At 53.7% G+C, this 23,049-nt stretch carries 30 protein-coding genes and 2 tRNA genes; 19 read left to right on the top strand and 13 right to left on the bottom strand.

Annotated elements, in window-relative coordinates; all coding sequences use genetic code 11:
* The first annotated feature begins 8 nt into the window (after positions 1–8).
* The 5 genes from SynMVIR181_RS09695 (at position 9) to SynMVIR181_RS09715 (ending at position 3,107) form a co-directional block, all read left to right on the top strand.
* Positions 9–680, top strand: coding sequence for an MBL fold metallo-hydrolase (locus SynMVIR181_RS09695; protein WP_186589102.1), 672 nt, complete (start codon positions 9–11; stop codon positions 678–680).
* A 142-nt stretch (positions 681–822) separates the two neighbouring features.
* Positions 823–1,098, top strand: coding sequence for an HU family DNA-binding protein (locus SynMVIR181_RS09700; protein WP_011620102.1), 276 nt, complete (start codon positions 823–825; stop codon positions 1,096–1,098).
* 79 nt (positions 1,099–1,177) lie between these two features.
* The gene (gene gluQRS, locus SynMVIR181_RS09705) at positions 1,178–2,104 is read left to right on the top strand and encodes a tRNA glutamyl-Q(34) synthetase GluQRS (RefSeq protein WP_186589103.1); all 927 of its coding nucleotides are present in this window, start codon (positions 1,178–1,180) and stop codon (positions 2,102–2,104) included.
* A gap of 224 nt (positions 2,105–2,328) precedes the next feature.
* The gene (locus SynMVIR181_RS09710; RefSeq protein WP_186589104.1) at positions 2,329–2,784 is read left to right on the top strand and encodes a hypothetical protein; all 456 of its coding nucleotides are present in this window, start codon (positions 2,329–2,331) and stop codon (positions 2,782–2,784) included.
* A 41-nt stretch (positions 2,785–2,825) separates the two neighbouring features.
* A complete protein-coding gene (locus tag SynMVIR181_RS09715) occupies positions 2,826–3,107 on the top strand; it encodes a hypothetical protein (protein ID WP_186590609.1) in 282 nt (93 codons plus the stop codon).
* Between the two features lie 528 nt (positions 3,108–3,635).
* Here the strand turns inward: SynMVIR181_RS09715 and SynMVIR181_RS09720 are convergent.
* Entirely contained in the window at positions 3,636–4,085 is a 450-nt protein-coding gene (locus tag SynMVIR181_RS09720; RefSeq protein ID WP_186589105.1) for a GNAT family N-acetyltransferase, read from the bottom strand.
* A 58-nt stretch (positions 4,086–4,143) separates the two neighbouring features.
* Between SynMVIR181_RS09720 and SynMVIR181_RS09725 the strand changes: the two genes are divergently transcribed.
* Positions 4,144–4,344, top strand: coding sequence for a chlorophyll a/b-binding protein (locus tag SynMVIR181_RS09725; protein ID WP_186523719.1), 201 nt, complete (start codon positions 4,144–4,146; stop codon positions 4,342–4,344).
* 695 nt (positions 4,345–5,039) lie between these two features.
* Here SynMVIR181_RS09725 and SynMVIR181_RS09730 read toward each other — a convergent pair.
* Both SynMVIR181_RS09730 and SynMVIR181_RS09735 read right to left on the bottom strand, forming a co-directional pair.
* Positions 5,040–5,300: a hypothetical protein gene (locus tag SynMVIR181_RS09730; RefSeq protein ID WP_186589106.1), complete on the bottom strand. Its 261-nt coding sequence runs from the start codon at positions 5,298–5,300 to the stop codon at positions 5,040–5,042.
* A gap of 468 nt (positions 5,301–5,768) precedes the next feature.
* The gene (locus SynMVIR181_RS09735; protein WP_006853551.1) at positions 5,769–5,930 is read right to left on the bottom strand and encodes a hypothetical protein; all 162 of its coding nucleotides are present in this window, start codon (positions 5,928–5,930) and stop codon (positions 5,769–5,771) included.
* Between the two features lie 407 nt (positions 5,931–6,337).
* Here SynMVIR181_RS09735 and SynMVIR181_RS09740 point away from each other — a divergent pair, with 407 nt between their 5' ends.
* A complete protein-coding gene (locus SynMVIR181_RS09740; RefSeq protein ID WP_186523717.1) occupies positions 6,338–6,655 on the top strand; it encodes a DUF3288 family protein in 318 nt (105 codons plus the stop codon).
* A 406-nt stretch (positions 6,656–7,061) separates the two neighbouring features.
* A complete protein-coding gene (locus tag SynMVIR181_RS09745; RefSeq protein WP_186589107.1) occupies positions 7,062–7,517 on the top strand; it encodes an MAPEG family protein in 456 nt (151 codons plus the stop codon).
* A 61-nt stretch (positions 7,518–7,578) separates the two neighbouring features.
* Here the strand turns inward: SynMVIR181_RS09745 and SynMVIR181_RS09750 are convergent, their stop codons facing one another.
* Both SynMVIR181_RS09750 and SynMVIR181_RS09755 read right to left on the bottom strand, forming a co-directional pair.
* Positions 7,579–8,097 (bottom strand): DNA recombination-mediator protein A, encoded by a 519-nt coding sequence (locus SynMVIR181_RS09750; protein ID WP_186525605.1) that lies wholly within the window; start codon positions 8,095–8,097, stop codon positions 7,579–7,581.
* 71 nt (positions 8,098–8,168) lie between these two features.
* Positions 8,169–9,251, bottom strand: coding sequence for a phosphotransacetylase family protein (locus SynMVIR181_RS09755; protein WP_186589108.1), 1,083 nt, complete (start codon positions 9,249–9,251; stop codon positions 8,169–8,171).
* 122 nt (positions 9,252–9,373) lie between these two features.
* Between SynMVIR181_RS09755 and SynMVIR181_RS09760 the strand changes: the two genes are divergently transcribed.
* A complete protein-coding gene (locus SynMVIR181_RS09760; protein WP_186589109.1) occupies positions 9,374–10,141 on the top strand; it encodes an SDR family oxidoreductase in 768 nt (255 codons plus the stop codon).
* On the opposite strand, the gene map is transcribed toward SynMVIR181_RS09760, so the two are convergent.
* Positions 10,122–10,961, bottom strand: a complete 840-nt coding sequence (gene map, locus SynMVIR181_RS09765) for a type I methionyl aminopeptidase (RefSeq protein ID WP_186523714.1) — start codon at positions 10,959–10,961, stop codon at positions 10,122–10,124. The two genes, SynMVIR181_RS09760 and map, sit on opposite strands and share 20 nt — an antisense overlap.
* 91 nt (positions 10,962–11,052) lie before the next feature.
* Here map and SynMVIR181_RS09770 point away from each other — a divergent pair, with 91 nt between their 5' ends.
* The 6 genes from SynMVIR181_RS09770 (at position 11,053) to gltX (ending at position 14,126) form a co-directional block, all read left to right on the top strand.
* On the top strand, positions 11,053–11,379 hold the full coding sequence (locus SynMVIR181_RS09770) for a PepSY domain-containing protein (protein ID WP_186590610.1): 327 nt from the start codon (positions 11,053–11,055) through the stop codon (positions 11,377–11,379).
* Positions 11,380–11,411: 32 nt separating this feature from the next.
* Positions 11,412–11,870, top strand: coding sequence for a 50S ribosomal protein L19 (rplS, locus tag SynMVIR181_RS09775; protein ID WP_186589110.1), 459 nt, complete (start codon positions 11,412–11,414; stop codon positions 11,868–11,870).
* A 60-nt stretch (positions 11,871–11,930) separates the two neighbouring features.
* Positions 11,931–12,003, top strand: a tRNA-Trp gene (locus tag SynMVIR181_RS09780).
* Between the two features lie 39 nt (positions 12,004–12,042).
* Positions 12,043–12,234 (top strand): hypothetical protein, encoded by a 192-nt coding sequence (locus SynMVIR181_RS09785; protein ID WP_186516106.1) that lies wholly within the window; start codon positions 12,043–12,045, stop codon positions 12,232–12,234.
* 368 nt (positions 12,235–12,602) lie between these two features.
* A tRNA-Asp gene (locus SynMVIR181_RS09790) sits at positions 12,603–12,676 on the top strand.
* 19 nt (positions 12,677–12,695) lie between these two features.
* Positions 12,696–14,126: a glutamate--tRNA ligase gene (gene gltX / locus SynMVIR181_RS09795; RefSeq protein WP_186589111.1), complete on the top strand. Its 1,431-nt coding sequence runs from the start codon at positions 12,696–12,698 to the stop codon at positions 14,124–14,126.
* On the opposite strand, the gene SynMVIR181_RS09800 is transcribed toward gltX, so the two are convergent.
* Genes SynMVIR181_RS09800 through wecB form a run of 4 tightly spaced genes read right to left on the bottom strand, consistent with a single transcriptional unit; the run spans position 14,076 to position 17,228 of the window.
* Complete coding sequence (locus tag SynMVIR181_RS09800; protein WP_186589112.1) at positions 14,076–15,353, bottom strand: sodium:proton antiporter; 1,278 nt, start codon at positions 15,351–15,353, stop codon at positions 14,076–14,078. The two genes, gltX and SynMVIR181_RS09800, sit on opposite strands and share 51 nt — an antisense overlap.
* Entirely contained in the window at positions 15,343–15,588 is a 246-nt protein-coding gene (locus SynMVIR181_RS09805; protein ID WP_186516103.1) for a hypothetical protein, read from the bottom strand. The genes SynMVIR181_RS09800 and SynMVIR181_RS09805 overlap by 11 nt, the downstream gene beginning before the upstream one ends.
* On the bottom strand, positions 15,506–16,135 hold the full coding sequence (locus SynMVIR181_RS09810; RefSeq protein WP_255444247.1) for a DUF1643 domain-containing protein: 630 nt from the start codon (positions 16,133–16,135) through the stop codon (positions 15,506–15,508). The genes SynMVIR181_RS09805 and SynMVIR181_RS09810 overlap by 83 nt, the downstream gene beginning before the upstream one ends.
* The gene (gene wecB, locus SynMVIR181_RS09815) at positions 16,116–17,228 is read right to left on the bottom strand and encodes a non-hydrolyzing UDP-N-acetylglucosamine 2-epimerase (RefSeq protein WP_186589114.1); all 1,113 of its coding nucleotides are present in this window, start codon (positions 17,226–17,228) and stop codon (positions 16,116–16,118) included. The genes SynMVIR181_RS09810 and wecB overlap by 20 nt, the downstream gene beginning before the upstream one ends.
* A 110-nt stretch (positions 17,229–17,338) precedes the next feature.
* Between wecB and SynMVIR181_RS09820 the strand changes: the two genes are divergently transcribed.
* Positions 17,339–18,493 carry a type IV pilus twitching motility protein PilT gene (locus SynMVIR181_RS09820; protein ID WP_186590611.1) on the top strand — a complete coding sequence of 385 codons (1,155 nt, stop codon included), beginning with the start codon at positions 17,339–17,341 and terminating at the stop codon, positions 18,491–18,493.
* Positions 18,494–18,499: 6 nt separating this feature from the next.
* Here SynMVIR181_RS09820 and SynMVIR181_RS09825 read toward each other — a convergent pair whose 3' ends face one another.
* Together SynMVIR181_RS09825 and tsaD are read right to left on the bottom strand one after the other, a co-directional pair.
* Positions 18,500–18,685 carry a chlorophyll a/b-binding protein gene (locus SynMVIR181_RS09825; RefSeq protein WP_186589115.1) on the bottom strand — a complete coding sequence of 62 codons (186 nt, stop codon included), beginning with the start codon at positions 18,683–18,685 and terminating at the stop codon, positions 18,500–18,502.
* A gap of 39 nt (positions 18,686–18,724) precedes the next feature.
* Positions 18,725–19,795, bottom strand: a complete 1,071-nt coding sequence (gene tsaD / locus SynMVIR181_RS09830; protein ID WP_186589116.1) for a tRNA (adenosine(37)-N6)-threonylcarbamoyltransferase complex transferase subunit TsaD — start codon at positions 19,793–19,795, stop codon at positions 18,725–18,727.
* A gap of 77 nt (positions 19,796–19,872) precedes the next feature.
* Between tsaD and SynMVIR181_RS09835 the strand changes: the two genes are divergently transcribed.
* Positions 19,873–20,352: a Photosystem I reaction center subunit III gene (locus tag SynMVIR181_RS09835; protein WP_186523707.1), complete on the top strand. Its 480-nt coding sequence runs from the start codon at positions 19,873–19,875 to the stop codon at positions 20,350–20,352.
* Positions 20,353–20,384: 32 nt separating this feature from the next.
* The gene (gene psaJ, locus SynMVIR181_RS09840) at positions 20,385–20,504 is read left to right on the top strand and encodes a photosystem I reaction center subunit IX (protein ID WP_011620067.1); all 120 of its coding nucleotides are present in this window, start codon (positions 20,385–20,387) and stop codon (positions 20,502–20,504) included.
* Positions 20,505–20,554: 50 nt separating this feature from the next.
* On the opposite strand, the gene gmk is transcribed toward psaJ, so the two are convergent.
* Entirely contained in the window at positions 20,555–21,127 is a 573-nt protein-coding gene (gene gmk, locus SynMVIR181_RS09845) for a guanylate kinase (RefSeq protein WP_186523706.1), read from the bottom strand.
* Between the two features lie 65 nt (positions 21,128–21,192).
* Between gmk and SynMVIR181_RS09850 the strand changes: the two genes are divergently transcribed.
* Positions 21,193–22,938, top strand: coding sequence for an NFACT family protein (locus SynMVIR181_RS09850; protein ID WP_186589117.1), 1,746 nt, complete (start codon positions 21,193–21,195; stop codon positions 22,936–22,938).
* Positions 22,939–23,049: the final 111 nt, after the last annotated feature.

Raw genomic sequence — 23,049 nt, forward strand, 5'->3', positions numbered from 1 at the left:
CCACCGAAATGACGATGACCTCGGCTTTGGAGTCAGGCCGACCACCTCAGCAAATCTTGAACAACCTTTGGTTGTTTCCTCCCAATCGAGACTGTCGCGGCGGGTCGTCTTGGTGGCTCGATGTGGATCCAGAACCCGTTCTGATCGATTGCCCGCCGCTGACCGAGGCCACCCTTCAAGCCCTGCATGACCTGGCTTCTGATCGTCCAGCGCGGATTCTTTTGACGAGTCGAGAGGGGCATGGACGCCTTCGTCGTTTGCAAGAAAGATTGGGATGGCCTGTGTTGGTTCAGGAGCAAGAGGCTTACTTGTTGCCAGGCGTTCAACCCCTTGAGACTTTTGTTGATTCCCACATCACAACCTCCGGTTTAAGGCTGCTTTGGACGCCAGGACCGACACCAGGAAGCTGTGTTGTGCACGCTCCAGCCCCTCTGGATGTGCTGTTTTGCGGACGATTGTTAATTCCGGTTCAGGAAAATCAGCTGGCTCCTCTGCGTCATCGACGCACGTTTCATTGGCCGAGACAGCTGATCAGTCTTCAGCGACTGCGCGACTGGATTCCTCCAGAATCCAGTCCAGCACTTGCTTCTGGAGCAGGGCTTGGGGCTCTGCGAGGTGGGCGTTTAGCTCCTTTTGATCATTGGAGTCTTGATCAATCAGACCTGATTTCTCAAGACTGATTCGGTGAATGCATTGCGGCACAGTGTTTTTCGGTTGCCTCTAGGCGCTGAACTCCATACGATTGGCACGCTCAGGGAAGCCGTGCGGATGTTGATCTCCGCAACGTCAACCAGCGCGCTCTCGCTCCAAACCACTCCTTCCATGAACAAAGCTGACCTCGTCAACCTGGTTGCTGCTCGCACCGAACTCACCAAAACGGACGTCTCCCTCGTCGTTGACGCCGCTATCGACACCATCATTGATTCCGTTGTCGAAGGGAAAAAAGTTTCAATCCTTGGTTTTGGTTCCTTTGAACCACGCGAGCGTTCTGCTCGTCAGGGCCTGAACCCTAAAACTGGTGAAAAAATCAAAATCCCTGCCAAGCGTGTACCCGCATTTACTGCTGGCAAAATGTTCAAAGACCGTGTCCAGGGCTAGGTCACAGCTCTTTCGATGATGATGGTGGGGTGGTCGTTGGATCACCCTTTTTTGTTGATCTGAATGATCAGCAGTATCGATGGCTATTCAGCTGCCCGATCATCTAAGTCAAGTCCTGCAAAACGGCCAGAGACTTCGCCAACAGTGCTATCGGGGCCGCTTTGCACCGACTCCCTCCGGTCCACTGCATCTCGGCAATGTGAGGACGGCCCTGCTGTCTTGGTTGCGTGCCCGACTCAGCAATGGGCAATGGCTATTGCGGGTCGATGATCTTGATACCCCAAGGATTCGTCCTGGAGCCATTGAGTCTGTGCTGCAAGATCTTCGCTGGCTAGGACTCAACTGGGATGGCCCCCTCGTCCTGCAGAGCAGACGACGGGGACTATATGGATCCTTCCTCTCAACCTTTCGGAGGCAGGGTTATCTCTATCCCTGTCGCTGCAGTCGCCGTGAGCTTGGTGGTGCAGCCATTTATCCGGGAACATGCAGCCGGCTTGATCAAGGCTGGGGCTTGAGGGATGCGCGATTACCGGCCTGGAGACTGCGCGTTGCTGAGCCTTTCGACACAGTGGTTGGAGATGTCGTTCTTCGTCGCGCTGATGGAGTGATCGCTTATCACTTGGCAACGTCCATAGACGAATTGGCGTTGGGCATCAACGAGGTGATGCGAGGGGAAGATCTGGTGTCGGTCTGCGCTGCCCAAAGGGCTGTTATTACGTCGTTGGGGATGACCTCTCCGCGCTATGGGCATGTGCCGTTGCTCCTTGATGCCTCCGGCCAAAAACTGTCAAAACGCGATCATGCGACAGGTCTGAGCTCGCTGCGTGATCGTGGAGAAGCGGCCGCACAAGTGATTGGCCAATTGGCCGCATCTCTTGGTCTGGTGTCTCCCGCTTGTGCGATTTCAGCTGAAGAATTGCTGGAGGAGCTGAGAGTGCGTGAGGACAAGCTCACGTCATTCATTGTTGGGGCTGATTCTTCAGGAAAAGTTCGGGATTACAGCTGAAAAAAGGCCTCAAACTAAAAGTCTTGAAATGGCAACAGGAACGATGACCTGCAGAAGCTGCGGCGGTAGTGGAATTCAGCGGATCAATGACAAGCGTTTTCGCACCTGTCTCGATTGTTTGGGTCAAGGCGAGCCCATTAAGAGTCACAATCAAGAGCTAGGCATGCCGCTGCCAGCACTTGGACTTCAGAACTCTGCGGCCCGCTCTGAGCCCCTTAACGCAGTTGTTTCTTCCTCTGTTGCCAAATAAAGAAGGCGGCGGTCACCACGACGGCCAGCAAGGGCACAGTGGTGAACAGCAGAAGGGCGACAGCAGTCCAGTCGGTGTACATCCGATCCGAGAAATAGCTGCCGCATCCTCTCAGGAGATTGCGATTTCTGGGGCAATTCTGTTGGTCGTTGGTGGTGCTTTCGTGGGCGCCGCCTCAGCGGCCTCGCTGAGGAGCGTGAATCCTGTGGCGTTGGACTGTTTTCGCTTCGAGCGAATCGCTAGCTGTCAGCAGGCCCTGATTCGTTCTGAACAGCTGCAGCGCAGTGCGTCAGCTCGCGATCGTTATCCGTGTCAAACCATGCTTTTGGGCCTTCAATCTGATCTCGTCATGGTGCAGCTCCGTGCTGGACGTGGGAAAGATGCTGTCAAGTTTTTGACGGCTGTCAATGTTCAGTGTCAGGGCTTTTGATGGTCGATGGCGTCAAACTGGCTTTAGTTGTCCATCAGCTCATGCCGATCTATCGACGTTTTAATGCGCGTTGCAAGGCAGTTGTTCCTCTTGTTATTGGCTTCGTTTCACTGGTTGGTGTCTCAGTAGAGGGTCAGGTTCGCTTCAACGACTGCCAGCCTGTTGCTGGGGGAGGCGTGACCTGCAACACCGTCCCTTACGGGAATACAAGGACACAGATGATTGATGGCCAATACGGACTTTTGGATCAAGCCAGTCCTGGATGGGCTGAATATGACCCCTACGAGGGGTATGAAGACATGTTTGGTGGCAACCAGACCTGATTCAATCGATCGTGAAAACGAGGTGGATCTCGAGGTAAAAGTCTTGGCTTATTCCTGCCTACCTATTAGCAATTTGTAGATGATCTAGAACGGCATATTGGAGCAAGCATCGCCCTTAAAACAGGGCAGAAAAGCGGTGATCTCAAACGTTCCCATGACTTTCCACAACTTTTCCACAGGCGTTGATGGCGGCTGTTTTGGAGGTCGAGCTCAGCTTTCAGGGCTTGGTTTGAGAGCTCTTTTCGTGCGTGCAGCACGATTTATTTCGTTATTCCCTTTTGAAGTATTCAAGCTTATTTAGTTCATGATCCAGTCATAGAAAGGGTTTATTACGTGTAATAGGCGACTTCTTGTTCTAACTCCGAAGTTGCGACATTTCATGACTGATCATGCGCTCACTGCGTGATGGATTTTGGTAGAAGCAATTTCTCGAGGAAAGGTCTGTCTCGATTTAGAAATCGTGTGGAAAAACAGATACAGCGTGAGGGGCGAGGCTCAACGCTCTGCGGTTCGCGATAGGGGTATGACTCAGTCCAATAGTTTTTCCATCTGGAAACGCACGAAAGGCACACCAGCGATCGTGAATGGCTCAGGAGCGATCATCAGCCAGCCCCTTTGTTCCAGCATGGGCAGGCTGAGGAGACTGGCCTCTGTCTGCAACCGTTTGATTCCCATACGTTGGGCGTCGCATTCAATGGCCTTAAGAAGAGCTGAGCCATGCCCCTGTCGAGATGACCGACCTCGGCAGTACAGCATTGACAGTCGGTTGGCGGGATAGCGAATCGCGAATGCAGCATCGACCCCACTGATCCAGCCTTGGCCTTCTTCAAAGGTGCGATCTAAAAGCCCTGGTAGCCAAGCAAGGTTTGCCCAAGCTTTTATTTGTTCAGGGCTGTAGGTCTGACAAGCCTGCGTTTGAATGGCGTCCACGTAAATCTCGCGCAACAACAAGGAGTCAGTGGGTTGGATGGGGCGCATGGCGCTGCTTCGTAAAACGTTGCAAAGCGGGTAAAGTGTATGTATGTATTCAAAGCCGATGGACTCCTCCTCTCAGTCCCAAGCCGTTTGGTTCCAGGATGACGCTTCAGAGAAAAATAGTTCTAGGCAATTTGTTGCGGCTGAGCTTCTCAACGGTCGCTTGGCCATGCTCGGATTTGCAATTGGTCTACTCACGGAAGCCTTGACAGGTCATGGCATTGTGAGTCAATTCACTTTTGGCGTTTTAGGGATTAACTGATGACTGATTATTCTGTTTGGATTTACGCAATGCTGGCCGTAGGTGCATTGATTACAGCAGCTGTTGTCTATACCCTCTCTCAGCCAAGTGACTTGCCTTATTTGAAGAAAAAATAATTCACCCATTTATTTTAATAGTCTGGGACTTCGTTTTGGGCTATTTATTGGAATCTTTTAATGGGTTTAATATATGTCGTTCACAAGCTGAACAATCGACGGATAGAGAAGATTTCGTGTGGATACTCTTTCTGCAAACGTTTTGATGTGTCTGAAACATTGCAATTTTGCTCTGTTGAGAGGCTTGAATTAACTTTTTAGTTGATTGGATTTTAATATGTTTTTGACTTAGGGGTTTGAAATTGTGAATCTCCAAGGAATCAATCCGAAACAACTTTTTCCAGCCTGATAATCAGGCCGATGTATTGATAATGTTGACTATGCCGATTCGGGATTGGAATAGATTCATTCCGTACGCACTATTCAAATTGATTAACTAAAGCTCTTTCCTTATTGGATAAGACTTGGACACGCTGAGATTTGCTTCGATAAAAAACAAAGAGATAGTATTCTTGCTTAGTATCAAAGGCAGGTAAACTGAATAGATCTAGATTTTGAACTATTCAGTTCCCGATTACTGTAAAAAAGTAAGCGCAGTCCTAAAAGCGACGCAGCATTGTTTTGGTTCCGTATGTTTGATTAAGCGTTTTCAACGGCTCCGAGGTGAATGTTGCTCATGGTGTCAGTGAGATCGCCGATATCCAGGAGTCCTTCGGCGCTAAACCAGGGAGCGTTGGCCCAGCTGAATCCTTCGCCAAAGGTGTTGTCAGGTGCAACGACATACCAGTGGCATGCCGTATCAGGAACGTCTACGGCGCACTTTGACCAATCGTTTGACCATTGTGGAACCTGTACCCACATCACTGCAGCGAAGATCAGCGAAACAATCGATCTGAGCATCTCAATCCAAGACGGTTCAATATCGTAATGGGATTTTACGGATTTCAAACATTCGAATTGGACCCAATGGAATCCAATCGCATCAAAACCCAGCTGCCGCAGTCTTCTAGGCCTTCAACAGACCTCCCCTTAGGACACGGATGGCCTCGAGATGGATCAGAGAGAGTGATCTCAGCTTGTAGTCGAGGTGTGATCGCTACGGAGCACCACCGACCTAACGCCTCGGTGATCATGGGACAAAGATGTCATGTCAACGATCAAAAATAAGATCAAAAAATAAAGTGACAAGACAATATTTTGAAATTATGACAATTAAAGATAGATGTTTATCCATTTTGAGTTATTTAAATAATATTTTATTGCTGAATCAACTTTATGTTTAGAGGTTCTGAGGCTAGGGAATCATTCTTTCTTCATGGTTCCGCTTGAAGCAGCTGTTTTCGCTGGAAAGCGGGATGTGGAGGCGTCTCAGCTTCCTTTCCGGGCATGCTTTTCGCGGGCCTGGCGCCGCTTCATCGCGTGCAAGAAGCCCTTTTCAAGGGAGGTGAGTTTTGGATTGGATTCACCAATTGCATCGTGGGCGCGTTGCTTCGCGTCATCGATGAACTTATCTCCTTTGTCGAAGCCCATTTAGATCTCACGTTTCGCGCAACTTAGACACACTCTTTCAGCTTGACATCATTGTCAGCTAACCCTGTGAATTGCTTGCGACCAGTGACGGGCGCTGTCAGTAAAGGGGTTGAGGGACTTATCGAATGAATCACCAGCTTGTACTTCCAAAGAATGAAAACAGATTTCGTTTGCTTGGAGCGTCCCTTTTGGTTTGGGGCAGTGTCGCTGCTTTTATTTGTTGGGGTGTTATGAGTGCGTACCCAGCACTTTGATAGTGCTTCGGTCAGCAGTGTTTTCCCCTGAGTTGGGTTGATTCAAGTCACGAAGCGTGGCCGTTGACGACTTGGCTGTGTATTCCTCATGCGCTTGAGTGTCTTCAGGGATGTCTGGCTCTTCCTGCGTCGTCGCTTTGAGGCTCAATTTTTATGGCAGAAGAGATTCAGCAAACCCATCCGCTCTATGCGTCTGATCGGGACATTTTGGATTCCTTGCTTGGTTTTGAGGGCGCTCCAGGCCCCGATCAGCTCACCTCCGCAGCAAGACTTGCCACGCGTTACGGAGAGTTCCCTGGAGCTGATGACATCAAGACAGACTTAGGGAAAGTTGTTGCTGGCTGGGGCTTAACGCGGGACACCCTCAATACTCAATGCAGGGAGATCTGGGAAAGCGGTTGGCGTCCAGGTCAAAGCCTCAGTGAGGAAGTTGGCTCTGGGTCCGATGTGAGCGATTCGGAAGCCCCTTAGCGATTGAAAACACGACTTGATGGAAAACTTTTAGTTGTTCTTGTTGCATACGTAAAAATATTTCATGAAAGTGCTGCAGCTGATTGATATGTTTCCAGGTAACTCTTGAAAATTTTAGTATTGATTTAGAGTTGTTTTGTTCGGTTTGGTGGCCTTTCTAAGTCATTGATAATAGCTGAGCTTTGGCAATTGATTTAACTTGCCTAAACAATTGAAGTTGTGACTTTCGCGAAGCCTCATAGATAGGCTTACTTTCCTCGCTTTTAGATCTGTCTCCTGTTCGGGTCTTGTCCTTGGCTCTCGCTGAGGCCTTGCATCGAACCGTTGGACGGGAAAACTTGGGTGGTGGAAGGACGTCACAATCAGGACGATTGCTGTTTAGAAAGGATTTGCTTTTGGCATGCCCATGGATTTAATTGCGTTGTTTACAGCTGCTCCAGCTGCTCCCTACGCCTGGTCCCTTGTGCTGGCTGGTGCTGTTGTGATTGCAAGCATCGTTCCTCTAGGTGCGGCGCGCTCCCAGGCTGACTTCACCATGGCTGACATGGATGCGCCAAGGGCGATGTTTGATCGTCTGCCGGCCTGGGGCAAGCGGGCCAGTTGGGCCCATCAGAACAGTTTTGAATCATTTGGCCTGCATGCTCCCGCTGCGTTATTGGCTTTAATCGCTGCTCTTCAAACCGGACCTTTGCCGGGCATCGCAGCTGTTGTTGCGCTGATTCAACCGATCTTGCGTCTTATTTATATCGGTGCCTATGTCGGCAACATTGCACCCTTGAGAGGTTTGTGTTGGGCTTCGGCGCTCTTTTGCACGGGCATTTTGTACTTAGAAGGTCTGAAGGCCCTCCTTCAAGCGGCTTGACCGGCCAAACGATCAATCCTTGGTTCGTAGAGCTGGAGCCCCACTGAAGGGATCGAAATGATTAGTCGAAGAACAGAAGACTGACCACTTTCCCCATGTCTTCTGCGCTCCTGCAACTCGCTAAAAGCGTTTCGCTGTCATGAAACGCCAGACAAATCAATTGATCACAACGGTTAATGATTTCTTGGTTGCAGAGACTGCTGGCAATAGGGAGTGGCAAATCATCATGCTCCGGTTTTTCGATCAGATGGAGGACTTGATCCAGCTGGTCACGAATTTCCGGGACTTGTCGATCGAGGCTCTGGGGGAGCAGTACGGTCAGTCGCTCTCGATCAACGGCTACAACACCCCGAATCACGGCTGCGTTCACACCCTGAGAGCCAGAGGTCAGCAACGTATGCCCCTCTTGCGCCAGGGACCGAGCAATTAGTTCTACTAAGTGAATCGCGACGACGGGCACGTGGCGGCTGCCAAGAATTGCAATTCTCCGCTTCCCCTTGTCCTGAAGAAGGGCAAGTTCTTGGGCAAGTGTGTCGACCCTGTCAAGTGCAGGAAGATCAAGAGAGCGGCTCAATGACATCCCACTGGCGATTGCAAACGCTAGCAGCGCCCCTCGAGAGAAGCGTGCTGCGTTGAACGCTGCGTCAATGCTCAGCTAATCGCACGAAATAATTCACCCAGGTTGCAATGCTCTTCAACGAGTCGGAAGGCATAGGTGGCCTTCACTGTTTCATGGAGACGCACGTGTCCAAAGGCCTGTTCGATCACTTCAACGGTGGCCAGGGTGTCGTGTTCAACCTTCAGAAGTGGGACCTCTAATTCATCGGCACGATTGACGAGTTGGGGGAGAGGCTCTCCAGCGCCGGTGAGGATCAGGCACTGTGTTGAGGCCTCCAATGCTGCGAGTTGAATGTCGGTGCGATCGGCTCCGGTCACGACCGCCATGTTGCGCCGCCTCCTGAAGAATTCCATCGCAGAATTCACATTCATGGCTCCGATACTCAGGGTCTCAACCAGGAGTTCGAGGCGTTCTTTGCAACAAATCACTCGGGCATCAAGACGTCGCACCAGCTCTCCAACGGTGACGCTGCGCAGAAGTGGAGATCGGGGCATGACCCCGAAAACCTTCAATCCCAGTGCCTGTAGAGCCGGCACAACGTGTTGGTTCAACTCCTCAACTTCATCGGGCGTCACCGCATTCAAAACAACACCGGCTAGTCGATCGCCGAGCTGTTGCTGCGCTGCAAGTAGGGCATCAACACTGCGGCTGTCTTGCCAAAGATGCACAAGGATCACAGGGGCATCAAGTCCCTGAGCGAGTTGTACGAGGCTGAGGCCGTACATCAGGCCTTCATGCAGGCTTCCCGCTGCCTCGAGCATCGTGAAGCTGTTTGGATCATTTTGAAGATCCTTCAGCAACATCTCGAGTCCTGTTCCCGCATCCAAATTCCCCTGCCGCAAGCGGGTGTCGGCGGTTTCTGGAGAGAGCAGATGAAGAGAAGGTATCAAGCGGGTCTCATCGAGCCCAAGGGTTGTGCCAACGAAACGCACGTCGTCATCGATGAGCGGATCAGGCAGAGGAGAGCCTTTGGCCGTCCACTCGAGACTCGTGGCGAGTGGTTTGCCAAAGCGCACAGTCCGTCCTTCAGACAAAAGATGGCGGGCTAATCCGAGTACGAGAGCGGATTTGCCGCTGAACGGCTCACAGGATCCGATCAGCAGTGTGTTGCCCATGCAGGAGGTCCCGGCGTGTTCAGCAATTTAGAGGTCAAGCCCCGTCGTGCTGTCATCGTTGAGGCGGTGAAGAGCTGAATGGTTTCGGCCAGGTTGCTTCCCCCCGATTCAAAATCCCTTTCATGGCCAATCAGGCATCTCCTTCCTCCGCTCCACTCCAGTCAGGACGTTGGGCCGGCCGAACGGTGGGAATCACTGGAGCGAGCGGCGCGCTTGGACGGGCTTTAACCAAGGCACTGATCGGAGAGGGTGCCTGGGTGATTGGCCTGAGCCACAGTCCGCCTCCAAAAGTCCAAGCGTCGATTGATGAGGCTCAAGAGTGGGTTCGTTGGTCTTGCGGAGAGGAGCGTCAGCTGGAGCCCATTCTTAAAAATGTTGATGTGCTGGTCTTGAACCACGGCATGAACCCAGGGGGTGATCAGTGTCCAGAGACTCTCTCCAAAACCCTTGAGGTGAATGCATTCAGCCATTGGCGTTTGATGCAGCAATTCGAGACCATTGCTGATCAAGACCAAAATCGCGAAAAGCCACGGGAGCTCTGGGTCAACACCTCAGAGGCTGAAATCCAACCGGCCTTGAGCCCTGGCTATGAGTTGAGCAAGAGATTGATCGGTGAGTTGGTCAGCTTGCGTTGGAACAATCGCAGCGCATCGCAAGGAAAGGCCCTGCGGTTACGCAAACTCATCCTCGGGCCGTTTCGGTCCAATCTCAATCCGATTGGTCTATTGACCTCTGGATTTGTCGCCAATCAGGTGATTTGGCAAGCAAACCTAGGGGTGAACTTGATCATCGTCACCCCCAATCCACTCACTTACCTTCTAATGCCTTTCGTCGAATTGGTTCGAAGGGTTTATTGCCGCGCCTTGAGGATCAATCCCCCCGATCGGTGAGGATTTCGCATCCATCAGACGTCACCACGATGGTGTGTTCCCACTGAGCAGAAAGACTGCCGTCCTTGGTGACGACGGTCCAGCGGTCTTTGAGGGTGCGACAGGCATTGCTTCCTGCGTTGAGGATGGGCTCAACGGCAAGGGTCATGCCTGGACGCAATTTGACGTTAGGAAGATCGTTCGTGCGGAAGTTAAACACTGATGGCTCTTCGTGGAGATTCCGTCCCACTCCATGGCCGGTGTAATCCTCCACCACACTGAATTGGTTGGCTTTGACGTGATCTTCGACTGCTCCAGCAATATCTAGAAGCGTGTTCCCGGCACGGATCTGGGAGAGTCCAGCCATGAGTGACTCCTGGGCGACCCGACTGAGCTTGCGGGCATCTTCAGAGACGTCACCAACGCAAACGGTGATGCAGCTATCTCCGTGGTAACCGTCGAAATAGGCCCCCGTATCCACTTTGAGTAGATCTCCAGCATGGATCACACGCTTGTTGCTGGGGATGCCGTGCACCACCTCGTTGTTGATGCTGGCGCAGATGCTGGCTGGGAAGCCGTGGTAACCCATAAAGCTTGGGGTTGCGCCCATCTCCCGGATGCGTCGCTCCGCATGGGCATCAAGGTCACCTGTGGTTTGGCCGGGCTCCACCAGTTCCATAATTTCGCGCAGAACTGTGGCGACGATGGAACTGGCTTTTGCCATGATCTTCAGCTCGCGAGCTGATTTGATTTCTACGCCACGTCGCTGCTGGATGCGGGGGCCGGTGGAGGTGACAGGGGAGACCTTTGTGGAGGCCAGGAGGTCAGCGAACAAATTCATCGTGTTTCGGCGTTTCTTGTTTCAGGCCGTTAAAGCAAGCCGCGTCAGCGGAAGCTCTACAGACAGTCTTCCTGTCACGCTATCAATTGCAATGGAGGGATCGACGGTGGCCCGCTTATTGGTTCGCGTACGCCAATGGCATCGCTGGATGGCGCCTCTTGTTGTGCTCCCTCTGCTGGTCACTGTCAGTACAGGCGTGACCTATCGATTGGCTAAGGACTGGGGAGGATTGAGTCGTGAGCAGGTCCACTGGTTGATGACCATCCACGAGGGTGAGTGGCTTGGGCCTGTCCTTGAGCCCATCGTGGTCCTTCTCAACGCGGTCGGGTTGTTATGGATGCTTGCGACTGGAGCCTGGCTCCTCTTGCAAAGCTTTCGAAGGCAGTGGATTGCGTCTCGGAAGGAGGCTGGGGGGTAAGGTGGTTGTTTGGCGTGTTACCAGGAGCTGGGATGGCGGTTGACCCGATAGAGACGTCTGTGGACGAAGCCACTGAGGCGACCAGCGGTGCAACTGCTGTTGCTGAAAAATCAACGTCGAAAAATTCGAAGAAGTTGAGTGCTGCTGCGCTGATTCAAGAATTCGAAGACGCTCAATTGAAGAGTGATCTTCCTGAGATTTACGTCGGTGACACCGTTCGTGTTGGTGTTCGCATCAGCGAGGGCAACAAAGACCGTGTTCAGCCCTATGAGGGCGTCGTAATCGCTAAGCGCCACGGGAGTCTCAACCAAACCATCACGGTGCGACGCATCTTCCAAGGAATTGGTGTAGAGCGGGTTTTCATGCTGCATAGCCCTCAAGTGGCTTCGGTCAAAATTGAGCGTCGCGGTAAAGTAAGGCGTGCGAAGCTCTTTTATCTGCGAGACCGGGTGGGCAAGGCCACTCGCGTGAAGCAGCGCTTCGATCGCTGAGGCTTTCGCTTCAACGAATTAATGCCATCGTTTTTCGATGGCTTAGGGGTTCATCGCCTTGCGCCGTTAGTTCAGTTGGTAGAACGCAGGTCTCCAAAACCTGATGTCGGGGGTTCAAGTCCTCCACGGCGCGTCCGATGACCCCTTACTTGCAGTTTTCTTGATTTCGAGCATGGAGTTAGATCTTCAACCTGGTGATGTGGTCAAAGTGCTCGAATCAGCCGCTCTCGGCTGGGTTCGTGCACGAGTGATTCGCGTCAAGTCCGGTGGACGAGTCGTTGTCCAAAGCGATCAAGGCCGTGAATTCACGGCTCGAGGTAATCAAGTGCGTTTGATTGAACCAGCTGGATTTAGTAGTCCCTAAGCCAATTGTTTCTGACCTGTTTTGGTTCTTAAGCCTCCCCAGACGGGGAGGCTTTTTTTGTCAACGCGTTCACGATCACTGAGGAAGGGTTCGATCTCGCAACGATGGGGTTGCGTGCATTCACCAAAACCATGGCCTTTTCAGGGCTACATCCCTGGTGGTTTGTCTTGAGCCTGGCCAGTGGAGAAGCGTCGTGCTGTTTCGATTAGACCAGTGAGCCTCAAGATCAAAGCTGAAAAGCTCAGGAAACATTGGTGTCTCCTCGAGTGTGTTGACGGAGGGCAGGGCGGCAGTTGATACTGACCAAGTCCGCGTGAGCGGCAAAGGTCACTCTTTGTGGGTAGTTCTCCCTCAACTGAGTCCAGCCTGGGACCGTAGTTCAATCGGTTAGAGCACCGCCCTGTCACGGCGGAAGTTGCGGGTTCGAATCCCGTCGGTCCCGTTTTCATTCCCCCGGCTTAGTGACGGTTCGCGTTCGTCTGGCCCCAAGCCCCACCGGCACGCTTCACATCGGAACGGCTCGTACGGCTGTTTTTAACTGGTTGTTTGCCCGTCACCAAGACGGCAAATTTTTGCTGAGAATTGAAGATACGGATAAGGAGCGCTCCAAGCCAGAGTTCACCCAAAACATTCTTGATGGTTTGCGTTGGCTTGGCCTGGACTGGGATGAGGAACCGGTCATTCAAAGCGAGCGGATCGAAGCCCATCGCCTTGCAATCAGCCAATTGCTCGCTCAAGGTCTTGCCTATCGCTGTTATGCCAGCGAGCAGGAATTGGATGCCATGCGTGAAGCCCAGAGGGCTTCAGGTAAGCCTCCCCGTTATGACAACCGTCATCGTCAACTCAGTGCTGAACAGGAAGAGGGCTATCGCGCTGAAGGGCGCGAGGCGGTGATTCGTTTTCGGATTGAGGACGAAGCCACCATCGCTTGGACCGACATGGTGCGTGGTCCGATGCAATGGCGTGGCGCCGACCTCGGTGGAGACATGGTGATCGCCAGACGTGCTCCTGCGAACACGATTGGTAACCCCCTTTACAACCTTGTTGTGGTGGTTGATGACGCCGCTATGGCCATCAGCCATGTCATTCGCGGTGAAGATCACATTTCTAATACGGCCAAACAACTGCTGCTTTACCAGGCTCTCCAGTTGAACTGCCCAAGTTTTGCTCATACGCCTTTGATCCTCAATCCAGAAGGACGCAAGCTCTCCAAGCGTGATGGCGTGACCTCCATTGGTGATTTTCAGGCGATGGGTTACACAGCAGAGGCCTTAGCCAATTACATGACCCTGCTTGGTTGGTCTGTCCCAGAGGGAATGGAGGAGCGGTTCACGCTCCGAGATGCAGCCGAGGTTTTTAGTTTTGATCGGGTGAATAAAGCCGGCGCCAAATTCGATTGGGACAAGCTCAACTGGCTGAATGCTCAGGTCTTACATGGTTGGTCTCCAGCTGAACTTCTCGCAGCACTGCAGCCTCGCTGGCAGCAACAAGGTTGGGTTGTCAACGATCCTCTTTGGGCTCACGACTTAGCCGTTTTGCTCGGGCCGTCGCTCACCTTGATCGAAGACGGAGTCACACAAGCTCGGCCGTTTTTTGAAGAACCTCCCTTGGAAGAGGACGGATTGAAGCAACTTGAGCAAGCAGGAGCTCGTCCTGCTCTTCAAGCTCTGCTGTCCGCTCTTGAACTGAATGCATGGGACGGCCTTGATCTGGAGCGCGCCCAAACCTTGCTCAAAGAGGCCGCCGCCGCCGCTGGTGTGAAGAAGGGCGTCTTGATGAAGAGTCTCAGGGCTGCCTTGCTCGGTGGCCTTCAGGGGCCAGACCTCATTACCACTTGGGCGTTACTGGCCAGACTCGGGAACGATCGGGAGCGCTTGCGTCGCTGCTTCTGATGAAACAGAAGCCGAGGATTCGGAGTCTTCTGGACTCTCGGCAATCAGCCCAAGAACGCGCGCCAAGGGTTGTGCTGTTAATCCTTGGATACCCACGGTCATCAAGATGGTGAGGAAGACCAACCCTTGCAGTCGCCCTGCACCCAAAATTCCAGCTTGCTCAAGGCGGATGGCAAACAATGAGGCCACGGCTGCTGTCACGATTCCTCGTGGGGCCAGCCAGGCCATGAATAATTTTTGACGCCAAACCAAGGGCAATCCGACTGTGGCCACACTCACGGCGACTGGACGGACCACAAACATGAGCAGCAGGACACAGCTCACACCACCCCATCCGAGTGGGCTGAGCTCAGCCCAGGACACGTCTGCTGCCAACAGAGGAAACAGCATGGTGATGGCGAGTGAAGCCAACTCTCGGATCAATTCATCGAGCTGACCGGCTTCTTCGGTTGAGCGACGACCGACTACGACGCCCGCTGCAACGGATGCCGGTAGCCCTGATTCTGGAAGGAGCCATTCGGCTATCCCAAACATGAGGAATAGTGCCCCAAGCGTCAGCTGTAGGCGCAATCCGACGGCTTGAGAAGGTGTCAGGCGGCGTAATCCTTCTGACAACAGCCAGCCAACTGTGACACCAATCAGCACGCCCCCTCCGAGGCGTGCAAGCAGGCCCTGCACCAACTCACGCCAGCCGTGTAGGTCGCCCAGCGCTAGTTCCAGAAGCAGCAGTGCCAACACAGCGCCGATGGGCTCGAGCAGCAGTCCTTCCGCTTCCAGCACATCGCCAAGGGGATGGGCCAAGCGAATTTGTTTCACGATCGGGGTCACCACGGTGGGCCCAGTGGCCAGCACGATGGCGCTAAACACGGCAGCTAAGGACCAGCTCAGGCCTGCGAGCCAATGTGCCGCCAGGATTCCCGCACCGAGAGAAATAAAGATTCTCAGGACTGAGATGCGCAGCACGGTGGCTTTGATCGTGTCTCCTGGCAGGCGAAGGTTGAGACCTCCGTCAAATAACACCAAGCTCACCAATAGGCCAACGATGGTTTGCAGTCCTTGTCCAAGATCGAGAGGTTCAACGAGCCCTAGGCCAGAGCGCCCGATCAGCAATCCTGAAAGCAGCAGCAAAACCACGCCAGGAAGATTGGATAAAGCAGCTAGCAGTCGCGCCCCTGCACCCGCAAAGACAGTGATGCCCCAAAGCAGCCCTAAGCGCTCAGGCGTCATCGATCAAGGCGTATTGCGGTTCAACCCGCATTCCGATGACGGCATCCGGACGCACAACCAGAAATTCGCCGTCTAGATCACTGAGGGGAACATTGACAAAAGCCCCTTCAGCACTGGCATTGACCAGGCCTTGATACCAATCCTGGAATTGCTCAAGGGATGTGAAATGCACCACTTCGCTCTGCCCCCCAGACAGGTGAAGGGAGATCCGATACCGGCGCGGAGTGCGGTTCATCTAGGAACCGTACTGCCCAGGCAACTCTCTGCACCTCACTTGGAAGATAGAGAGGGTGACGGGGGTAGCCCGCTTTGGTCAATCCAGTCACAAAGGGGGGTGGAAGCACTCCTCGTTGATCGCTGACGTCGTTCAACATGTTCAACACGGCCTCATCCCTTTGCCTAAAACCGCCGCCAACCCCCCATCCCAGCCAGAGATCCCATGTGGGATGTTGAGCCCACTGTTGGAACCAGCTGCGCAAGGTCTGATCATTGTCAGCGCCAATGGGCTCTGCGCACCTGCATAGAAGGGAGGGGGATGGGGAGATGCGGGCAAACAGATTGAGGACCACGAGATGGTGATACCCCCAGTGGTGTGCAAATCCTTGAAGCCGTCTCAGGGTGGGGTCGTCTCGACGTCCATCGGCGCGTGACGGATTCAGACCAATGAACAGCAGCAACCGTCTCTGTCCCGCGCTTGGTTCACGGGATGGAATGGGCCGATGCAACAACCAGCGGTAGGCACCGCAAGAACTCAGTGTTGCTTCAGCTTGCCAAGAGTTCAAGGGCAGCCTCGAGGATCCTTCCACTCGCCTGGCCATCGCCAAAGGGATTCACGGCTTTTGCCATGGCGTTATAGGCCTCGCTGTTCTCTAATAACAGGGATGCTTCACGGTGAATCGTTGTTGGGTCAGTCCCCACCAATCGGGCTGTTCCAGCTTCAACGGCTTCGGGGCGTTCCGTGGTTTCACGGAGAACAAGAACCGGTTTCCCGAGAGCTGGTGCTTCCTCTTGCAACCCACCGGAGTCAGTGAGTAGAAGAGTGCAGCCTTTCATGGCTGCGACCAAGCGGTCGTAATCCAGTGGCTCGGTCAGCACTACACGTGGATGGTCCCCCAGTAATTCCTGGAGGGGCTCACGCACGGTTGGGTTGCGATGCAAGGGCAACAGCAACACGGTGTCGGGATGGCTATCGAGGACACGCAGCATTCCATCCGCAATGTTCTTGAGGCGTTCACCCCAATTCTCGCGGCGGTGAACGGTGGCCAAAATCACCCTTTGCGCGTCCCAATCGATGCTTAAGTCGCTCAAGGTTGGAGCGCGTTCAGACATGCGCAACAGGGCATCGATCACGGTGTTGCCCGTGAGCAGCACGCGCCCAACAACCCCAGATGCTTGAAGGTTTGCTTCTGATTGCTTAGTGGGAGCAAAGTGAAGATGGGCAATTTGCGAGATCAAGCGACGGTTGGCTTCCTCAGGGAAAGGATCAAGAAGATTGTCCGTACGCAGTCCGGCCTCGACGTGACCAACAGGGATTTGTTCGTAGAAGGCGGAGAGAGCAGCAGCAAAGGCCGTGGTTGTGTCTCCTTGAACCAGTACGAGATTTGGAGGAAATGCTTGAAAGTCATCACGCAAGCCCTGCAGCGCCGCACAGGTCACATGTGTGAGGGTTTGCCGTGGCGTCATCAGATTGAGATCCAGATCAGCGCTCAGGCCAAACAAATCCATGACTTGAGACACCATCTCCCTGTGCTGACCTGTCAGTACGACTCGGGTTTCGAGAGACTTGCAGGCCCGGAATTCTTGGATCACAGGCGCCAATTTGATGGCTTCAGGCCTCGTGCCCAAGACAATTGTCACGCGTGGCAGGCGAGCCATAACCATCAAGATTGTGAGTCAATCCTACGAGTGCTTCCCCCGGGAAGACTTGGCATCAACTTGCCAGATCGTGCAGCATCGCGATGCTGCACGTCGCGGACACCATCAGCATGAGTCAGCCCGTATTTCCTCCTGGTCTCCCAGCGCGGCCAACGTTCACACCATCTCAATCTCCTTCTCCAGCTTCAGAGTCATTGGCTTCACAAGCCCCGTCTTTAGAGCAGATCGTTCGTGTCGCTCACGAACAGGGGCATTCCGACGTTCATCTTGGAATCGGGGAGAGTCCAAGATTTCGAGCTCGAGGTGAGATTATTTGCTCCGATTGGCCTCCCACCGAACCCGGTGAGTTTCAGGACTGGCTTGGAGAATTACTGACTCCCCAACAGATCGACCACTTCAGACAGTGCAAAGAGTTCGATGGGGCTCATGCCTTTTCTTTTGTGAGGGTACGCATCAATTTGTTTGATGCTTTACAGGGTGCGGCGATGGTGTTGCGGCTCATTCCTCAAAAGATCCTGTCACTGAATGATCTAAAGCTGCCACCTGTGCTGCAAGATCTTTGTGCATATCCCAAAGGCTTGCTGCTTGTAACTGGCCCAACCGGTTCAGGTAAAAGCACTACGTTGGCAGCGATGATTGATTGGATTAACAACAATCAGAGTAGGCATATCCTTACCATTGAGGATCCCATCGAATTCGTGCATCAAAGCCGGCAATCTTTAATCCGACAGCGTGAGGTGGGGCGTCATACGCTCCAGTTTCATCATGCTTTGAGAGCAGCGCTGCGTGAAGATCCTGATGTGATTTTGGTTGGTGAAATACGTGACAAAGAAACGCTCAGTACCGCCATGGAAGCAGCTCAGACTGGACATCTTGTGTTTGGAACTTTGCATACAAACTCTGCGGTTAAAACCGTTGAACGTGTCCTTGGGATGTACCAACCTGAGGAGCAGGAAAGTATCCGTCTATCTTTGGCAGAATCACTGATGGGAATTATTTCACAAGGATTAATTCAAAGTCATGGCGGAAAACGTGCCGCCTATCATGACCTAATGATTAATACTGATGCCTGCAAGGATTACATTAAGAAAGGGGCGCTAGATGATGTCGAAGACATCATGCAGAGAAGCGAGTTTGATGGAATGATGACTGCCAACCAGTCATTGCAGCGTTTAGTTGAATCTGGGCAAGTCGAAGCTGAAAAGGCCATCGCCGTCAGTCCTCGTCCTAATGAACTGACTCAGGCGTTAAGAGGTAGGAGTTAAGAGTATTCAGGCTGCGCTGTTAAACATCCGGACAATTAAGAGTGTTGCCATGCCGATGGATAGTCCGAGCATGGCGAGGCGTCCATTCCAAATTTCAGCTTGAGGAGTAAATCCTCGCTTCCAAGCATTTAATTCGATGGGATCGATGGGCTCTGACGCAACTTTTGCTTGGAGATCGGTTTTCGGAGCCATCGGTGAGATCTCGGGGGACGTCACCTTAAGAGAATAATTTTAAAAGGGGGGCTTTGAGCCATAAAGGCTTAATGCTTGCTCTAATGGCCACCGCGCTGCGACTCCGAGCTCTAGAGAGCTGGGTTGAACGCCGTTAGAGAGTCGACGCAATGCCGCTACGGCAACCATTGCTGCGTTGTCTGTGCAATAGGCCAATGGGGCGATGTGCACGGACACCCCTTTTGATTGACCAACAGCTTGCATTTGGGAACGCAGGCGATGGTTGGCGGCAACGCCCCCGACCATCACTAAGTGATCAATCCCCTGCTCCTGGCAGCAGCGCAGGCTTCGCTCAACCAACACATCGGCCACGATCTGTTCAAAGCTGGCCGCGAGATCAGCAAGAGGAAGATCCTCCGACTCACGCCTTAACGCTTCCACGTGTCGAAGCACCGCAGTTTTCAGCCCACTGAATGAAAAGTCATAGGGGTAGAAGCCTCCTCCTGGTTTGGAAACGCGTCCTTTTGGTAACCGAAACCGTTTGGCATCACCCTCGACGGCAATGGCCTGAATCGCAGGACCGCCGGGGTAGCCCAGGCCCATGAGTCGAGCCACTTTGTCGAAAGCTTCGCCGGCCGCATCGTCATGGCTGCGTCCTAGGCGTTCCATTGCTCCAACTTCATCCACCCGAATGAGTTCGGTGTGCCCGCCACTCACGAGAAGCACCAGATAGGGCGCATGTGGTGGGTGATCTGCCAAGAACACGGATGCCAGGTGTGCCTCGAGATGGTGCACGGCGAGAAAAGGTTTCTGATGGAGGGCGGCCAATGTTCGCCCTGTGATGGAGCCCACCATGAGGGCTCCCACCAGGCCAGGTGCCACGGTCGCCGCGATGGCATCGAGGTCGGCAGCAACGAGACCGGCGTCTTTTAAAGCGTGTTCTACGAGGTTTGGGAGCGCTTCCACATGCCGGCGCGAGGCAATCTCAGGAACGACCCCACCCCATTGCGCATGTTCTTCCACCTGGGAGGCGATGCCATGGGACAACACCGTGAGCTGGTCGCCCTCCTGACGGAGCACCGCCGCGGCTGACTCGTCACAACTTGTTTCGAGGGCAAGCACTGTGGGCATGAAGATGGAGGGGGCTCCCCTACTGTCCGTTTGTGACATCCTGCCGCTTTAGGGCAGGCTCAACAGGAACCGTTCCGATGCGTCGTCTCTTCGCTCTTGCGCTCTCGGCCCTGCTGGTGTTCGGCTTTGCACCCGTCGCCAAGGCTGATGTAGCGGGTTTGACACCCTGCGCCGAAAGTGCCCGTTTTCAGCAGCGTGCAAGCGCTGCCGCCACACCTCAAGCTAAGGCTCGTTTCGAGATGTATAGCGAAGCCGTTTGCGGTGAAGATGGCTTGCCTCATTTGATCGTGGATGGCCGTTGGAGCCATGCCGGTGACTTCGTCCTTCCAGGCCTGATGTTCCTCTACATCACTGGCTGCATTGGCTGGGCAGGTCGTGAGTATCTCAAAGGCACTCGCGGTACCAAGGAGCAGTACATGAAAGAGATTCAAATCGATGTCTCTCTTGCCTTCAAGTCCTTGTTGGCATCCGCCACTTGGCCTATCGCTGCTTTTGGTGAGCTTACGAGCGGCAAATTGCTTGAAAGCGATGACAAGGTGACCATCTCTCCTCGCTGAACTCGCACCACGACGTCCTTATCTTTCTCACGATGAAGAAATTTCTTACTACTGCACCAGTCGTTGCCGCGATTTGGTTCACTCTCACCGCCGGAATCTTGATCGAGTGGAATCGTTTTTTCCCTGATCTCCTCTTCCACCCCATGGGCTGATCGTTCAGTTCATAAAGTGATCAAAAGGGGCCGAAAGGCCCCTTTTTTAGTTAAGAGATGGTCAGGTTCATCTGCTTTTCTAAAGCGACTAAAGCTGTTTCAAGATCGTCGTTGACGATTACAGCATCAAATTCTGTTTGTGCTGCTAACTCTTCTTGTGCTCGCTTAAGACGACGCTGGATCGCCTCTTCTGCTTCGGTTCCGCGGCCGCGAATTCGTTTCTCAAGCTCTTCAACGCTTGGTGGTGCAAGAAAAATTTGGATTGCTTCCGGCAAACTGTTTCTCACCTGCCTTGCCCCCTCTAATTCAATTTCAAGCAGCACGGGAATTCCATTGGCTAGGCGTTCGCTGACGGGTTGTCGAGGTGTGCCGTAGCAGTTTCCAGCGAATTCAGCCCACTCCAGCAAACCGCCGCTTTGAACGAGTTCGTTAAACCGATCTTTGGAGTGAAAAAAATAGTGAATTCCATCGATTTCTCCACTGCGCGGAGCGCGCGTAGTGGCCGACACGGAGAGCCATATCTCTGGATGACGTTCTCTTAGGCGAGCGACCAAGGTGCCCTTACCGACGCCGCTTGGGCCGGTGAGCACCGTGGGCCTGGCGATTGATCGATCAGGAGCCATACGTTGCTTGAGACTGCATCGCAGGGTAGGAAGGCTTCCTGTTCAGCCTGCTTCTCAGGCAAGTCATGGCCAGCCAAAGTCCGCAAGTGATGGATCTCACCAGCCTGAGGGCTGTGCTGGCGGATTTACGTGCCCGATTGCTGCCCAGCCGGTTTGAGAAAGCTCAACAGCCCGATCCTCAGACGCTTCAGCTCGGATTTCGCACCCTGCGAGGAATGATTTGGTTGGAACTGAGCTGGAAAGCAGAAGTTCCCCGACTGGTTGAAATCTCCGCGCCACCGAAGCAGGGTGCAGGAAGCACGCTGGCGCAACAGATTCAGCATGGACTCCGCCAACTCGCGCTGACAGAGCTGTGTCAGGAAGGGTTTGAACGGGTCGTGCACTTTCAGTTGGCACCTCGACCTGGACAGGCTCCCCAGCGCACCTTGGTGCTCGAACTCATGGGGCGTCACAGCAATTTGTTGTTGCTGGATGACCGGCAACGCATCACTGCGATCGCACGCCAGGTCCGCACGCACCAGTCGAGAGTGAGGCCGATTGGCACGGGTGATCTCTACAGCTCTCCTCCGGCCCTTCAAGGCATTGCTCCTCGGCTGGATGAGCCTGAGCAGCGCTGGAGAGAGCGCTTGGAACTGTTGCCGTTAAGCCTGGAAAAGGCGATGCGCAGTGCCTACCAGGGCATCAGTCCGGTGTTGGCGAGATATCTGGCTGACGAGCATGAAGACGCTGCCAGAGCGCGATTGGCGACCAGCGTTCATGAGCTGAGCGAGCAGGAGTGGCAGGTGTTGCGACAGCGTTGGCAGTGCTGGTTGCAGGCGCTTGAAACCGACAGCTTTGCTCTGCAATTTGATGGGCCCAATTCCTATCGCGTATGGAAGCCTGCGTCAGCAGCGAGGTCTGAAGGGGAGTTGTTGGCCGATCTTGCAAAACAGGGGCAGCCCCTCAGCCTGCGTTTGGGCGAGTACTACGCCACCGTTCTTCAACGTCAGGAGTTGAATCGTGCCACTCAGGATTTGCAAAAGCAGCTCAAGCAGTTAAGGACCCGTGAGGAGGCCCTGTTAGCCGACCAGAGAGCTGGCTTGGAGGAGACGGGCGGTGCCGATGACTTGCAACAACAGGGTGATGCGTTGTTGTGTCAGGTGAGTCCGAATCGGGAGACCATCGATCGCGCCCAGAAGCTATACGGCAGAGCGCGAAAACTTAGACGGGCTATCCCGGCGTTGGAAGAACGGCTGCAGCATCACCAAAGCCGGCTGGTGTTACTCGAGGGCAGTGAAAGCTTTCTCGAAGAGCTGATTGGTGCTGATTGGGATGGGATGGAGGCGCGTACAAAAAGCCTTTTAGACCTGCGAGAAGAGTTGGATGATCTGTTGGCTCCAAAACGGCTTCGCCGCCGCCGTCGTCAGGGATCGCGTCGCGTGGACCCTCAGCCCCTCGAGATCCGAAGCCCGGCGGGATTATTGATCCAAGTGGGCCGAAATCATCGTCAAAACGACTGGATCAGTCTTCGGCGGGCACGACCTGGTGACCTTTGGTTTCATGCCCAGGAATGTCCAGGAAGTCACGTGGTGTTGAAGGCATCGGCGGGCTTTGCAGATGACGACGACGTCACCCTTGCGGCTGACATGGCTGCATGGTTTAGCCGCGCGCGTGGAAATCGCCGGGTTGCTGTGGTCAGAGCCCCTGTGGAGCATCTCCAACGCATTGCTGGTGCAGCGCTTGGGACGGTGCAACACAAAGAGGGTGAGGTTGTCTGGGCCGAGCCAGATCGAGCAAGACAGCGACTGATCGCCGGCAAGCTCTTAGCCTGAGTTGACTTATTAGCAGTCGGACTGATCCCTCCCGAGCCGAACGAGAAAACAGTGCTTCCCGCCCCCGAGCCGATTCGGGTGACCCTCCAACCTGAGCAGCTTCCACCCAAC

Origin of the sequence: Synechococcus sp. MVIR-18-1 (genome assembly GCF_014279835.1) — a bacterium.
GTDB lineage: Bacteria > Cyanobacteriota > Cyanobacteriia > PCC-6307 > Cyanobiaceae > Synechococcus_C.

Excerpts from the sequence above, each read along its gene's own strand:
- gluQRS (WP_186589103.1), top strand. The coding sequence starts at position 1,178 with ATGGCTATTCAGCTGCCCGATCATCTAAGTCAAGTCCTGCAAAACGGC.
- SynMVIR181_RS09770 (WP_186590610.1), top strand. The coding sequence starts at position 11,053 with ATGGAGGGATCGACGGTGGCCCGCTTATTGGTTCGCGTACGCCAATGG.
- tsaD (WP_186589116.1), bottom strand. The coding sequence starts at position 19,795 with ATGCCCACAGTGCTTGCCCTCGAAACAAGTTGTGACGAGTCAGCCGCG.
- SynMVIR181_RS09755 (WP_186589108.1), bottom strand. The coding sequence starts at position 9,251 with ATGGGCAACACACTGCTGATCGGATCCTGTGAGCCGTTCAGCGGCAAA.
- SynMVIR181_RS09820 (WP_186590611.1), top strand. The coding sequence starts at position 17,339 with ATGAGTCAGCCCGTATTTCCTCCTGGTCTCCCAGCGCGGCCAACGTTC.
- rplS (WP_186589110.1), top strand. The coding sequence starts at position 11,412 with ATGGCGGTTGACCCGATAGAGACGTCTGTGGACGAAGCCACTGAGGCG.
- SynMVIR181_RS09695 (WP_186589102.1), top strand. The coding sequence starts at position 9 with ATGACGATGACCTCGGCTTTGGAGTCAGGCCGACCACCTCAGCAAATC.
- SynMVIR181_RS09850 (WP_186589117.1), top strand. The coding sequence starts at position 21,193 with ATGGCCAGCCAAAGTCCGCAAGTGATGGATCTCACCAGCCTGAGGGCT.
- SynMVIR181_RS09730 (WP_186589106.1), bottom strand. The coding sequence starts at position 5,300 with ATGCTCAGATCGATTGTTTCGCTGATCTTCGCTGCAGTGATGTGGGTA.
- gmk (WP_186523706.1), bottom strand. The coding sequence starts at position 21,127 with ATGGCTCCTGATCGATCAATCGCCAGGCCCACGGTGCTCACCGGCCCA.
- SynMVIR181_RS09725 (WP_186523719.1), top strand. The coding sequence starts at position 4,144 with ATGGACTCCTCCTCTCAGTCCCAAGCCGTTTGGTTCCAGGATGACGCT.
- SynMVIR181_RS09745 (WP_186589107.1), top strand. The coding sequence starts at position 7,062 with ATGGATTTAATTGCGTTGTTTACAGCTGCTCCAGCTGCTCCCTACGCC.
- wecB (WP_186589114.1), bottom strand. The coding sequence starts at position 17,228 with ATGGCTCGCCTGCCACGCGTGACAATTGTCTTGGGCACGAGGCCTGAA.
- SynMVIR181_RS09785 (WP_186516106.1), top strand. The coding sequence starts at position 12,043 with ATGGAGTTAGATCTTCAACCTGGTGATGTGGTCAAAGTGCTCGAATCA.
- SynMVIR181_RS09740 (WP_186523717.1), top strand. The coding sequence starts at position 6,338 with ATGGCAGAAGAGATTCAGCAAACCCATCCGCTCTATGCGTCTGATCGG.
- SynMVIR181_RS09700 (WP_011620102.1), top strand. The coding sequence starts at position 823 with ATGAACAAAGCTGACCTCGTCAACCTGGTTGCTGCTCGCACCGAACTC.
- SynMVIR181_RS09720 (WP_186589105.1), bottom strand. The coding sequence starts at position 4,085 with ATGCGCCCCATCCAACCCACTGACTCCTTGTTGTTGCGCGAGATTTAC.
- map (WP_186523714.1), bottom strand. The coding sequence starts at position 10,961 with ATGAATTTGTTCGCTGACCTCCTGGCCTCCACAAAGGTCTCCCCTGTC.
- psaJ (WP_011620067.1), top strand. The coding sequence starts at position 20,385 with ATGAAGAAATTTCTTACTACTGCACCAGTCGTTGCCGCGATTTGGTTC.
- SynMVIR181_RS09760 (WP_186589109.1), top strand. The coding sequence starts at position 9,374 with ATGGCCAATCAGGCATCTCCTTCCTCCGCTCCACTCCAGTCAGGACGT.
- SynMVIR181_RS09835 (WP_186523707.1), top strand. The coding sequence starts at position 19,873 with ATGCGTCGTCTCTTCGCTCTTGCGCTCTCGGCCCTGCTGGTGTTCGGC.
- SynMVIR181_RS09825 (WP_186589115.1), bottom strand. The coding sequence starts at position 18,685 with ATGGCTCCGAAAACCGATCTCCAAGCAAAAGTTGCGTCAGAGCCCATC.
- SynMVIR181_RS09750 (WP_186525605.1), bottom strand. The coding sequence starts at position 8,097 with ATGTCATTGAGCCGCTCTCTTGATCTTCCTGCACTTGACAGGGTCGAC.
- SynMVIR181_RS09805 (WP_186516103.1), bottom strand. The coding sequence starts at position 15,588 with ATGAACCGCACTCCGCGCCGGTATCGGATCTCCCTTCACCTGTCTGGG.
- SynMVIR181_RS09715 (WP_186590609.1), top strand. The coding sequence starts at position 2,826 with ATGCCGATCTATCGACGTTTTAATGCGCGTTGCAAGGCAGTTGTTCCT.
- SynMVIR181_RS09735 (WP_006853551.1), bottom strand. The coding sequence starts at position 5,930 with ATGGGCTTCGACAAAGGAGATAAGTTCATCGATGACGCGAAGCAACGC.
- SynMVIR181_RS09800 (WP_186589112.1), bottom strand. The coding sequence starts at position 15,353 with ATGACGCCTGAGCGCTTAGGGCTGCTTTGGGGCATCACTGTCTTTGCG.